General features: G+C 40.7%; 11 protein-coding genes and 1 pseudogene. 1 reads left to right on the plus strand and 11 read right to left on the minus strand.

Annotated features, from left to right (window positions below):
• Positions 1-457 (minus strand): response regulator transcription factor (locus CHI06_RS14970; RefSeq protein WP_142300962.1); only part of this gene is annotated, 457 nt, incomplete at its 3' end.
• A 55-nt stretch (positions 458-512) separates the two neighbouring features.
• Entirely contained in the window at positions 513-1,073 is a 561-nt protein-coding gene (locus CHI06_RS14975; RefSeq protein WP_095249399.1) for a VanZ family protein, read from the minus strand.
• A gap of 655 nt (positions 1,074-1,728) precedes the next feature.
• On the opposite strand from CHI06_RS14975, the gene CHI06_RS14980 reads away from it, so the two are divergent.
• Positions 1,729-2,829 carry a GerAB/ArcD/ProY family transporter gene (locus CHI06_RS14980; RefSeq protein ID WP_095249401.1) on the plus strand — a complete coding sequence of 367 codons (1,101 nt, stop codon included), beginning with the start codon at positions 1,729-1,731 and terminating at the stop codon, positions 2,827-2,829.
• Here CHI06_RS14980 and CHI06_RS14985 read toward each other — a convergent pair.
• The 9 genes and pseudogenes from CHI06_RS14985 to CHI06_RS15025 all read right to left on the minus strand — a co-directional run bounded on the left by CHI06_RS14985 (position 2,818) and on the right by CHI06_RS15025 (position 12,163).
• Positions 2,818-3,048: a hypothetical protein gene (locus CHI06_RS14985; protein WP_095249403.1), complete on the minus strand. Its 231-nt coding sequence runs from the start codon at positions 3,046-3,048 to the stop codon at positions 2,818-2,820. The two genes, CHI06_RS14980 and CHI06_RS14985, sit on opposite strands and share 12 nt — an antisense overlap.
• A complete protein-coding gene (locus CHI06_RS14990) occupies positions 3,045-4,211 on the minus strand; it encodes a Ger(x)C family spore germination protein (protein WP_095249405.1) in 1,167 nt (388 codons plus the stop codon). Before CHI06_RS14990 ends, CHI06_RS14985 begins: the two co-directional genes overlap by 4 nt.
• A 39-nt stretch (positions 4,212-4,250) precedes the next feature.
• Entirely contained in the window at positions 4,251-5,843 is a 1,593-nt protein-coding gene (locus CHI06_RS14995) for a spore germination protein (RefSeq protein WP_095249406.1), read from the minus strand.
• Between the two features lie 139 nt (positions 5,844-5,982).
• Positions 5,983-6,159, minus strand: a pseudogene (locus tag CHI06_RS15000) (ATP-binding cassette domain-containing protein); the annotation flags it as partial.
• Positions 6,160-7,401: 1,242 nt separating this feature from the next.
• Positions 7,402-8,838 carry an epoxide hydrolase family protein gene (locus CHI06_RS15005; protein ID WP_218833102.1) on the minus strand — a complete coding sequence of 479 codons (1,437 nt, stop codon included), beginning with the start codon at positions 8,836-8,838 and terminating at the stop codon, positions 7,402-7,404.
• Between the two features lie 1,130 nt (positions 8,839-9,968).
• Positions 9,969-10,520, minus strand: coding sequence for an NADPH-dependent FMN reductase (locus tag CHI06_RS15010; protein WP_095249409.1), 552 nt, complete (start codon positions 10,518-10,520; stop codon positions 9,969-9,971).
• A 30-nt stretch (positions 10,521-10,550) separates the two neighbouring features.
• Positions 10,551-10,997 carry a MarR family winged helix-turn-helix transcriptional regulator gene (locus tag CHI06_RS15015; RefSeq protein ID WP_095249411.1) on the minus strand — a complete coding sequence of 149 codons (447 nt, stop codon included), beginning with the start codon at positions 10,995-10,997 and terminating at the stop codon, positions 10,551-10,553.
• Positions 10,998-11,020: 23 nt separating this feature from the next.
• Entirely contained in the window at positions 11,021-11,782 is a 762-nt protein-coding gene (locus CHI06_RS15020) for a pirin family protein (protein WP_095249413.1), read from the minus strand.
• 27 nt (positions 11,783-11,809) lie between these two features.
• Positions 11,810-12,163, minus strand: a complete 354-nt coding sequence (locus CHI06_RS15025; RefSeq protein WP_095249415.1) for a DoxX family protein — start codon at positions 12,161-12,163, stop codon at positions 11,810-11,812.
• Positions 12,164-12,343: the final 180 nt, after the last annotated feature.

Below are 12,343 nucleotides of genomic sequence, written 5' to 3' on the forward strand. Positions count from 1 at the left end.
TTTCTCTTCCGTTTGCAGTTACTTCATGACTATGTTTGTCAATTTCTAGTGAAGAAATTTGAATTCGGTCATTCTCCACTGCAGGCTGCTGGTAACTGGCTCTTCTGAGTAATGCTTTCACTCTTGCCGTTAATTCCAACGGGTTGAAAGGCTTACTCATATAATCATCGGCACCTGACATTAATCCAATAATTTTATCCATATCTTGTACTTTTGCGCTCACCATCAGAATAGGCACTTGATTCCCTTTGCGAACTTGTTTACAAAATTCTAAACCATCCATTTTTGGCATCATAACATCTAAAACAATGAGATCCACTTGATTCTTTTCCAAAAAATTAAGTGCTTGAACTCCATCTTGTGCTTTATTGATGGTATAGCCTTCATTATGAAGGTAAACTTCAATCAACTCCGCAATTTCTTTATCATCATCGACAACAAGTATTGACTTACTCAAAATACCCCCCCTAAACCAAGTGCGGATTCAAGCATAAATCCCCTGGATAGGGGATTTATGCAGATTTTGCTAATGAAAATTTAGAAACCAAAACCTTGAATGGTTTTATTTTTACCAATTTCTTTATTATTAAAAATCCAACTGCAGCCCCAAGCGTATTTGCAATAATGTCATTAATATCTGCGATTCTGCCGCTTCCCAATGTGACTTCGATTATTAACTGTAATACTTCAATTGATAAACTTAGGAAGTAACCGTACTTTGCTGCTTTTTTTGCTGAATCCACCTTACCATTTAGTAACGGTAAATACATACCAAAAGGTATCAACATAATTACGTTTAATACAAAACTTGGAATGTCAATTGTTAAGATAGGAATAAAATTAATTTCTTGTAAAATCTCTTGCAACAATGGTTGCGTCGATTTATATTCTCCTAAATAAACCTCTATCGGAAAGAATACTAAATGAATCACTGCTAAAAGGTATATAGCAAGTGTTATTAATAGAAAATATTGTCCCGCTCGATAGTTCTTTTTTCTAGTCCCAATGAAAAGAGATAGTAAAAAGAGAATGAATGCTGGAAGCAAAATATACCATGAATCTATTGTAATCATCTTATTTCTCCTCCAAATTTTAAAAGTAGTTGGTGACGCTGTTCTTTTCGCTTAAGCGTTGACTTTATTATAGCTGCTATTTTTAAAGTTTTTCTAAAGAGAGAGTAAGGGTTCTCTAAATTTTAAGAATCATATTCACTTCATTATTAATAGTAGTTTCCCATTTAAAACTTTCCCTATTCTTAAATCTATAAATCTTTAAACTTTCCATCTAAAATGACATTACATCCTGTGAACAGGATGGTTCAACATGCATGACAGCTAACGGTCCCGGCTCAACAATGACTGTTAGTAAAAGCAGGATGCTCCCTGTTGCAATAATATCCTTGTTATCTGTAAAAATACTAAGTTACGTATTTCAAGAACGAACCTTCTCAAAGTTGTCTAATCTCTACCTCTGTCTTTTGTCGTCTTCTCACGACTCTATAGTCAAGTCAGTCGGATGTGAATTTAGTCATATTTAAAGTAAAACGATCTTCTATGAAATTAACAGTGAACCGATGGAACTTGCAGGGACTACCAATAGTTTCATTAGACGAGGAATGTATGCTTTACCTCAAAAGAAAATCCTAAATCTCCCTTTAATCGTATAAGTGTATAGTGATAAGTCAATACTTGGAACAAACAATGTAAGTTAAGGAGAAAGTGGGTAAAAATGCAGACAACAGAAAAAATCACGGGAACTCAGCTCGGCTTATTACTTTTTACTTTTATCGTTTCCACCATCATCTTAACCATTCCAGGATGGATGGTGATGTTTGCAAAACAGAATGCTTGGATATCCCTGGTTCCTTCTACTACAACAGGTTTATTAACTCTGTGGGCGTTGACTACACTCGCCAATCGTTATCCGGGTTTGTCGATTGTACAATACAGTTCAAAAATCATCGGAAAATGGTTAGGAAAATGTTTGGGGTTTTATTTCATTTATTTTTGGTTTACGTCTATTTCGGTTATGACCATACAGCATACCTTTTTTATTAAAACGCTTCTATTACCAAAAAGCCCAGCCATAGTAGGAAGTCTGACGTTAATGATCCTATGCGGTCTAGCCGTTTTTATGGGAATTGAGGTCATTGGAAGATGTAATGAGTTTATTACACCATTGATCTTGGTTTCTTTGATTCCGATCTTGATTCTGGCGATAGGGGAAGCAGATCCCGTCCAACTAAAGCCATTTTTAGGTGAGGGAATACTGCCGGTATTGCAAGGAGCTGTCATTCCAGCAGGAGCATTCATGAATCAAGTGTTTATATTGGGATGGCTCCTTCCTTATTTAAATCAGCCGAAAAAGGCACGAAAGGTCTCTCTGATTGCGTTTTTAGGCATTTCCATTATTGTATTTATCATTGTATTACTTTCGATTATGATCCTCGGTCCATTAACGGGTAAACTGACCTATTCCGTTTTAAGTGTCATGCAATATATTGGTATTGAAGGTTCATTAGAACGTCTGGAGGCCATCGCTGTTGCGATGTGGGTGTTGGGGAATTTTGTGAAGGTTTCGGTAACGTTGTTTATATTGTGTCTTAGTATAAGCCAGCTTTTCAACATCCGAAATTATCGTGATATCGTAGCTCCGATAGCACTTTTGTCCATCATTGGATCGGTTTTTGTTTTCAAAAATGGCGCAGAGCTTCAAGCTTTTCTTGCTTTCGTTTACCCGATCTCTGGTTTTATCACACAAAGCCTCATTCCGTTGTCACTTCTTCTAATAGACACAATAAAAAGAAAAGCGGTCCATTCACTGCATTAAAAGCATTTTTCCAATGGGTTCAAAAATAATTTTGTAAGGGACAACCGGGCTCGGTATGTCAACCCCGGCAATTAATAAGGAACCGATAATGGATGATACACCCATTAAAAAACCGTATACTGCTGCTTCTTTGTTTTTTTGCTTACTCCGCAAGGATTGTATTCTAACAAAAGACCATACAACTAATAAAAGTACATATCCCGCTATTTGTACGATCATTTTTTGATCTCCTTTTCTTTCAATTGTAGAGGAGCACCTGACATCCCAGTTCCACTTACATTTAGCTTAACATCAACCGAAACGTCTACGTCTGGAAACTTATGATCCCATTGTTCTTCCAACGCTTTCCATTGTTTCGGCTTATCACGGTACATTTCTTGGCCGAAACCCACACTATCTACTTTGTACTGCTTCTGGACTTTGGATACCACATCAATGACTTGTTTCTTGATTGATTTCTCGAATGCTTTCCGTACAAGTTTAAGATTCTCCGGGTGACTGACATCCAGCGGGGAATTATTTTCCCAGAGAGTTCCTTCCCCTTGCAGCTTAATCTTGAATTTGATCTTATCACCACTTATCTCCGAGGTAATTTTTCGGTTTGCATTGACCAGAATCATCCCCACTGTTCCATCATCTTCTGGTAATCTGGCGTTGATTATGCCATACTTCATTCTATCTGTAACCCAAAGGAATCCATTTGTTTCATTCTCGTTTAGAAAACCAACTAAATTTAAATCCTTAAAAATGGCTGAACCGCTCAGCTTAAAAAGTTTGCTTTCTTTTCCTCCTTCTGATAAAGCGTCACGCTCTATGACTCCTAAAACGGGACTAATACCTTCACTTGATGACGCTAAAAAAAAGTCTCGCAACGTAACCGATAATCCGCTTCCTAAACCTTCCATTTCCTTAACTGCTTCGCTAGGCACTTGTTCGAAGGGGTATTTAATGTTCAGAAGTTCCCGCCCTTCTCCTCCCTTAACAACCATGATATAGGTTTTTAACCGCTGACGCGGATCGTGGGTGTAAACATCGAGAATATCTTGAATCCCATGTTTGGCTAACGATTCACCTATATAAATAACGCTTCGATGTGAGGTAAATAACGTACGGGAAGTTTTTTTCTGAAGCTTTTGAAACGCTTCACTGATATCCCTTCCAGTAGCAGATGTGACGAAAAACTTATCTTGTCCTCCACTCCCTAGTCCCGCCTGAGCGGTGGAGGGGATTGCAATCTGATGCGATAATATATATTTCCCATCATCCGTTAAGTCAAATGCCGTACCCGAAATAAACGCAAGATCATTGATCTCCTTACGATCCCAACAACCGCTTGTGGTCAATACTGTGAATAGTAAGCCGATGTATAGGAATGGTTTCATTATGATGTTCCTTCTCCTTTCTTGACACCCAGACAAGTCCTAATCGTTCTCGGATGACTGCTTCCCTTGGCTTGGACTTGGCTTTTGACCTGCCGGTTCACGGACCAGGTTGTTAAATCCTGTTGCCTGTGGACGACGGGTTTTAGCCCATATAGGTGCCCGGATGATTACATCCTTCAAATTCGTAATTGTAACCGGGGCTAATGGAGTAAAATAAGGCACTCCGAACGAACGAAGGGATGTGACATGTAACAAGATGCCCAGAAACCCAAGTACAATGCCATAAAGTCCAAGCGTACCCGCCAAGAATAGTATCGGAAAGCGCAGTAAACGGATTCCGTTTGCAAAACTATATCGTGGAATCGTAAACCCTGCAATCCCAGTGATTGATACGATAATGACGACCGGTGCGGATATAATTCCTGCCTGCACAGCCGCTTGTCCTATCACCAATGCCCCTACAATGCTTATCGCTTGACCTATTTGTTTGGGTAAACGAATCCCTGCTTCCCGCAAGGCCTCAAATATGATTTCCATTAAAAAGGCTTCGAGCAGGGCCGGGAAAGGAACCGCCTCCCTCGACGAGGCAATACTCAGAACGAGATTAGTCGGAATCATTTCCTGATGGAAGGTCGTCACGGCAACATATAGAGGAGGCGCAAATATTGCGATGATTATGAAAAGGAAGCGAATCCACCGCACAAAAGTTCCGATGGTCCAGTGCATATAGTAATCCTCGCTTGCCTGCATTCCGGTCCAAAATGTCATGGGAACAATTAATACAAATGGGGTGTTATCGACAAGAATGGCTACTTTCCCATCCAACAGCTCTGCAACTACAACATCAGGACGTTCGGTACTTTGTACAAGTGGAAAAGGGGAGAAAGGAGAATCCTCAATAAATTCTTCAATGTAGCCTGAATCGAGGATCCCGTCAATTTGAATCCGGGTGACCCTTTTTCGAACTTCCTCAACTACAGATTCGGAAACAATACCATCGATATAAGTAAGGACTACTTCAGTTTGAGAAAGCTCCCCAAGCTTAAAGGATTCCATTTTTAGCCGGGATGTTTTAAGTCTTCTGCGTATTAGATTCATATTTGTTGAAATATTCTCGATAAATCCATCCCTGGGACCGCGAATAACCGGTTCGGAAGAAGGCTCTTCAGGAGTTCGCTGTGCTTTACTATTGTTAACCTTGACCATCATCGCATTGCTGTCCCCGATAGTAAAAACGACAGCATGGCCATTCAACACATGACTAACAATGTCAGTTACTTTGGATGAAATGAGTGTCGTCCCTACGGAGATAAACTGATCATCCAGAGCTTCTGCTTTATCATTTTCCAAATCCTCTTGTTGTATACGTTTAGATATCAATGGTTTCAAAATATGTTCGTCAATCATCATTTCATCAACCAGAGTTGCAAGGTATATGACAATCCAATGATTTTCGCCAGCCAGCCGAACTTTACGGAATACGATATCGGAACTGTTTTGGAATATATTTTTAAAAATCAATTCATTTTGTTCTAAATCCGAGGTTAACCTGGAGTTCTCCTCATCTTCAGAATGATAATCCTCTGATATGTTTGGAGGTTTAATGCGCACCCATTTCCTAAACCCTTTCATTGAACAGACCCCCTAAAGAAAACACTAATACCTATATATCTTTTCCTATTTTTTCAATAATATTATTAAGCTAGGGATAGTCCCTGGACAGAATGGATGTAGTATTTCTGGGGACATAATGCTGTTAATATTATAAAAAAACAACCAATAAAGTATCGTTGTAATGAGCTAACGTTTTTTCAAGCTGTTCACAGGAAGCTAAGTCCAGTTGGTTCGTTGGTTCATCTAGGATAAACACATCCTTGTCTTCTAGAATATATTTCATTAACTTACACTTTAAGCGTTCACCCATGCTCATATTCATAATTGGTTCTGATGTCCCCATAAAATAATAGCTTACGATTTCAGCTTCAACCTATTTTTCATCAGACGTTGGTCCCAAGCGATTAAGGGATAGTCGAAAAAATTGTATGAAAAAATTAAGTACCATGATAATCAGGCATTTCTCTTCTTTTTGTACAGACTTTGAAGGGAAAATGATAAAAAACTTTTGTACCATTCTACGATACAAAAAAGGAGATCTGGTAGATCCTCTCACCTTTTCTTCCTCTCTTTTATTCCTCTTCAAGCCCTTTCTGGCTTTGTTTCCAGGCTCTTTTCACACTTTTTACGGAAAGAAAAAAAGACCGAAGGTACTCTGATTTTACTCAGATTCTCCTCAGTCTTCATACTCTATTTTTTTATATCCCACATTAGTTTTTTATTAGGAACGCTATTTTTTATGGGGACAATTTTGTTCGTTAAAAATAAAGTTCTAGTCTTGAGTTGTTGATTCTACGTAGTTCTTATATAAATCACCAGACTTGGGAAAATCAGTTTTAGATTGACCCAATAAATGAAACAGCGGCGATCTAGACCTAAAAAATAAAGTCTTAGACTGCCGCTGGTTTAATTCGACTAACGTTTCCCGTTTAGCTAATATATAACTTTCACTCCGCCTATAGGACAACGGCCTTCCTGAGGTGCTACATCAAATTGCTTGGAAATTCCTACAGACAGGATAGTTCGAGCACGTATATACCTCGCCCTTGGTGCTCTTCCTTTTAATCATGGTACCGCTACACAAACGCCACATATATAATCTTTTTTTGACGAAAGCGCTGCGGTTTGTTTGGAAGACCCTTTGATGGCGTCGCTGGGTACTTGTTATTCTATGGGCATGTACGGTTACTCCTAGACATCTCAAGAAATTTTTCAATTTATTGGGCAAGTTGCGCTTCGTGTCACGGTTGCTGGTTCTACCCCTTTTCGGGGGGATGTGCAAAAACCCCCAAATTGAAATGATTCAGGAGGTGCTCCTTAATGAACTTTTTCGGAGGTTGGGCAATAATAGCCGAGTCGTGATCGCCACGCGTTCGGGACCGACATCCAGCACAGATATGCAGTCTGGCGCGGTGAATGGCGCAAACGTGATGTGCTCACGATGCGGATCGATCGTGACCGTTTGTTCCGAATACACCTCCGGCCAGCCCCTGGCGGCCCGCCGATGACATTTGAGCAGTGGTCTTGGTGGCTTTAGCCCAGTTCTGCAATCCGCCTTGTTCGTCGAGAACTGCCGTCAGTAATTTGTCCTTTGTCTTCCTCCAATCTCGGATTCAAATCGATGTTGGTGTGCGACGTGGGACGTCACCTGTGAGCGTATTCCACCTGACTCCGATTTGCGTAGTGACTTGAATGCGGCGCGGAGTTCTTCAGTGAAAAGCTTTGGTTCCTCCCACGCCGCGAAGTGGCCGCCTTTGTCGAGCTTGTTGTAATATATGAGGTTGGGGTAGGCCTTCTCTGTCCAGCTCCTCGGGGCTTGATATTGCTCGCCGGGAAAAACGCTCACGGCCACCGGAATGGAGACGCCCTTGGCGTTGAAATAGCCACCCTTATATTCCCAATAGAGCCGAGCCGCAGAGACCCCCGTGTTCGTCAGCCAATAAAGCGTGATGTTGTCGAGAATCTCGTCACGCGTCAGTTCGCCAGTGGCGCTCGTCGTCCGGTTCAGGGCCGAGGCGATCGTCGCCGCCGGCTGGCCATTGGCATCATTGTGGTCGAGAAGCCAGGCGGAGAGGCCGACGGGTGAATCCGCTATGCCGTATAAGGTTTGCGGGCGAGATCCCATAAACCTAGCGTATTCAATTTGCTTGAAAGTTCTAACCAGTTGCTCATAAGCGCGCTGTTCGTCAGCTGTGAGACCCGATGGCGCTGGGCTACCGGCCAGGAGAGTCTTGTAAACATCAGCTGGGACGGTGGCAGGCATGTTTGTGTGGATGGCGAGCAATCCCGGAGGTGCCTGCAAACCCATTTGGTCAACGATAATCGCACCCCAGTCGCCACCCTGGGCAACGTAGCGGGTGTAGCCTAGGCGCTTCATAAGCTCTGTCCAGGCTCGGCCAATGCGCTCGGGGCCCCATCCGGTGCTCGTCGGCTTACCAGAGAAACCGTAGCCGGGCATTGAAGGGATGACGACGTCGAACGCGTCTTCGGCGTTCCCACCATACGCGGTTGGATCGGTCAGCGGTCCGATGAGCTTGATCTGCTCAAGCACCGAGCCTGGCCAACCATGCGTGATGATCAACGGAAGCGCGTTCTTATGGCGCGAACGGACGTGGACGAAATGAATGTCCAGCCCATCTATCTTGGTGATAAATTGCGGTAGCGCGTTGAGCTTTGCCTCAGCTTTGCGCCAATCGTAATCGGTCGCCCAATGGCGTGCGAGTTTCTTCATTGTTGCGAGCTGCACGCCTTGAGATGTATCCGCAACTGTTTCCTGATCTGGCCATCTTGTAGCGTTTATGCGTCTGCGCAATTCGATAAGTTCCGCTTCCGGAACATTCAAATGAAACGGACGAATGGCGTTCTTGTCTATAGGATTCTTTTGATTAGTTTTGAATGTTTGGGGATTTGCTTGTGGATTCCCGCTTTTAGCATTGGCATTAGTGCCGTAGGTCGTCAATCCTAGGAGCAGGGTCAAAATCATTGCCAAACGAAACCAATATATGCCGCTCATAAGTAGTAACACTCCATTCGGAAAGTTTTTTATGGATACCCTTCCGTTAGATTTCATCCGAAGTGCAATTCTTATTCCATTTTCTTAAAAAAGGTTACTTCACCAACAGCAGATAACAAATGGGACTAACGCAACCCGTTCGCTCGCGTCCAAAGGAGGCAGATGACCATCACGATGATCGATATTTCGAGACGTCGAAGGGAGTTCCGACTTGGCCCGGCGACACGCCATTCTATCTGAAGAAATCTGCAAATTTTGTCAATTAAAACAAAAACCGGGCATAGCCCGGTTCTTGTTTGTTTAACGATTATTCGGACAGCTTGCAGTCATAAGTCGTCAACAAACTGAAATGTATCTCATCCATTTTAATTATCTGGTAAATGTCGAACCCCCGTCTATTCTTCTGCTTAGAAGGACGGGTAGATGGCATTGGCGTATACCTGTGATCCCTTTTGGTTTGGATGGCCAATGGAAGCCCGCATGCAGACTCGAAGTCCATACCGGTTCAATCTGCTTCTGTACATGAAACGAGACGTTCTGCGCTATTAAATCTTGTGGTTATAAATTCTCGGAACTAGAAGCGTCCTTCCTGTAAAACTATCGATCCCGCTTCTATAAATAAGAAGCCCTGTCCATAAACGAACAATATTACTGATTTTTATTACATTCTTATTGTTATAGGATTATCCTTTTCCTTGAAGACAAGATAAAAAGCATACCTCATTACAGGGAAATGCTCCAATAACTTTAAACTATTCAATTTAACATTATGTGTTTGTGCTCCCTTATCCCACAAAAAAGAGTTTCTTTATACTTCCACCAACCGAACGTCCAAGCAACTTGGTACATTATTGTATTTATCACCGTTGCAAACAAGGCGACAGGCATATCTACGACGAGCAGAGTTGTTTAAAAAGAATAAAGAAAGCCAGGATAATAAAAGAATGGCCATAAAACAAGTTTTATATTATATATGAAGTCTCCTTTTAGATCATTAATGCACCTGTTTGTTTAAGTACAATCGTCAATCTTTTGATTGAGTAAACTGACACTGTAAATAAAAAACGAATATCAAACACTACTTTTAAGTAGTATCTGATATTCGAATTACATTTCAATATGATAATTGATTATTTTCTTAAGGTTTTTAATGCCCCGCTCCAAGCAAAAACTTGGTCAAGCATTGCATTTACATTATTAAGGTGCAAGTCAGCTGGTTTAAATGTAGTATAGTTTTCAAAGTCGGTAAATAAGGACAATGTAGGGTGTACACGGACATCCGCAATCATTAATTCACCCATGATGCCACGTAAATGTTCAGCTGCACGAGCACCACCAGTGGAACCATAACTCACGATACCTGCCGCTTTGTTATTCCAGGCCTCACGAGCGAAATCTAGTGCATTTTTTAAGGCTCCTGTTATACTGTGATTATATTCCTGAACGATAAAGACAAAGCCATCCAAGCTGTTCAGTTTTTCGTTCCAAGCTGGAATTCCTGGTTCTGTCCCATCCGTTGTTCCTAAAAATGGTAATTGATAATCAGCAATATCTACGATTTCATAGTTTGCATCTCCACGTTTGTCCGCAACTCCTTTCACCCATTCTCCCACTTGCGGGCTAACTCGCCCTTGCCTTGTACTACCTAAAATAATTCCGATATTTAATTTCTCATTCGTCATTGTTTCTTCCTCCTGTATCGTTTTTTAAATTTATTTATCCAAACTCTGTGCACCCATTCCAATTCGTTTTAATAAATCAATTAGCAGTTCTTTTTCATCCTTTGAGATAAATGATAAATTTTGAGAAATGGTTGCAACGTGTTTGGGGAAAATCTCGTCAAATAGTGCTCTTCCTTCTTCTGTTAGGACGACATTAGAAGCCCTTCTATCATTAGGGTTTGGTTGTCTTTCCACAAGCCCTTTCTTTTCTAACTTATCAACCACATATGTGATACTTCCACTAGGAATAGAGAGTATCTCACTAATTTTTTGGACAGGATGAGGACCTTTACTGTAAAGCAATTCAAGAATTATAAAGTTTTCATTACTTATTTTATGACTCTCAATATCCGTCCGAATATTTTCAACGACAGCTTTAGAAGCCTTCATCCAAACACGAAACAATCTCAAATCCAGATTACTTTGATCTTGCATCACCCAACCTCCTTTAAAAATTAAGGCTACCTTGGTTTTCTGTATAAAGGGTAATCAACTTCAGTTGGAATCTCTATTAGCAGCATCCGAAGATCTTCACCTTTAGGCTGAATGGTAAAGCCTTCACCTATCTCTGACTGAATTATAAAGAAATCCTTATTCTCAAATGAAACTTCTAATTCACCAATCACACCACCATTTCCCCTGATAGATAAACCAGCTAGCGTCCGGTTAGGTGAAACAGCATACTTATAGGTTGCACCATTTTCAATTTCTACATCGTAAATTTTGGCATCTGTCACGAGATTGATTGGTGAATGTTCACCTAATATTGTCTTAACGATTACACCGTTTTCTGAAGTGAGTAGGAAATTTTCATGCTCGTATTTTGAGTAAGTGGGTGTTCGCTTTATAGCTTTGCTTAAATGCGGCTCAAACCAAATTTGAAATGCTTCTGCCGGCTCGAGAAGAGTTTCGGCATGATCCATACCTGAGCCAGCTTGCATCACTTGAACACCACCAGGACCTACTTCGCTAATCGTACCAAGCGTATCTTGGTGACGACCTCTACCCTTAATGAAGTAGCTAATTATCTCAAAACCCTGATGAGGATGTAAGCCAATACCACCTTCGCCTTCAGATTTTCCCCATCCCCAGTAAAACAATGGGCCAAGACGATTAATGACTGAACCTTCACCAGAAAAGCCAATGGGTTTTTGTGCTATTATTTTACCGCCATCAAACTGCTCCAATGCCTGATCCTGTGGTTTAATAATCTTAATTTCCAATTTAATCCCTCCTATATGTTAATAGGCTTAAAACAATGAACCAAAATTTATTAGTAATACAATTAATCCAAGAATTAATAAAACAATCGGCATCATCATTCTGTTTACGGGATCTTTCACTTTGATGTGTGTGAAAATTGCACCAAGCATTATTCCAACAATCAATAAACCACCCCACGCAGCTATTTGATCATTCCAAATACCTGAGATAACAAATACCGCTGCAATAACTTCAACAAGTCCTGTAACGATCCTAAAACCTCCTGGGTACCCATAACGCTGAAATTCATCCACCATTTGCTTTGAACCGAACTTCATAAATCCAAACATTAGGAATCCTATTCCTAATAGAACTTGAAGAATAATTGATAAAACACCCATTAAAGTCCTCCCTTTTTATCCTAATATTAGTTATCTCGAAATAATTAATACTAATATTAGGATAAATATATCCTAACATTAGGGTATGTTTTATGTCAACAAAAAAACAACTCAATTTATGATTATTGAGTTGTTGTGTAGTTTTCTACTATGCATGATTGTTTTTTATTCAACTATCCT

The sequence above is a fragment of the Bacillus sp. 7884-1 genome (genome assembly GCF_002272245.1).
GTDB lineage: Bacteria > Bacillota > Bacilli > Bacillales > Cytobacillaceae > Neobacillus.

What these genes read in the sequence shown, in the direction of transcription:
- CHI06_RS14980 (WP_095249401.1), top strand. Translation starts at nt 1,729, where the DNA reads ATGCAGACAACAGAAAAAATCACGGGAACTCAGCTCGGCTTATTACTT.
- CHI06_RS15025 (WP_095249415.1), bottom strand. Translation starts at nt 12,163, where the DNA reads ATGGGTGTTTTATCAATTATTCTTCAAGTTCTATTAGGAATAGGATTC.
- CHI06_RS15005 (WP_218833102.1), bottom strand. Translation starts at nt 8,838, where the DNA reads ATGAGCGGCATATATTGGTTTCGTTTGGCAATGATTTTGACCCTGCTC.
- CHI06_RS14995 (WP_095249406.1), bottom strand. Translation starts at nt 5,843, where the DNA reads ATGAAAGGGTTTAGGAAATGGGTGCGCATTAAACCTCCAAACATATCA.
- CHI06_RS14990 (WP_095249405.1), bottom strand. Translation starts at nt 4,211, where the DNA reads ATGAAACCATTCCTATACATCGGCTTACTATTCACAGTATTGACCACA.
- CHI06_RS14975 (WP_095249399.1), bottom strand. Translation starts at nt 1,073, where the DNA reads ATGATTACAATAGATTCATGGTATATTTTGCTTCCAGCATTCATTCTC.
- CHI06_RS15010 (WP_095249409.1), bottom strand. Translation starts at nt 10,520, where the DNA reads ATGACGAATGAGAAATTAAATATCGGAATTATTTTAGGTAGTACAAGG.
- CHI06_RS14985 (WP_095249403.1), bottom strand. Translation starts at nt 3,048, where the DNA reads ATGATCGTACAAATAGCGGGATATGTACTTTTATTAGTTGTATGGTCT.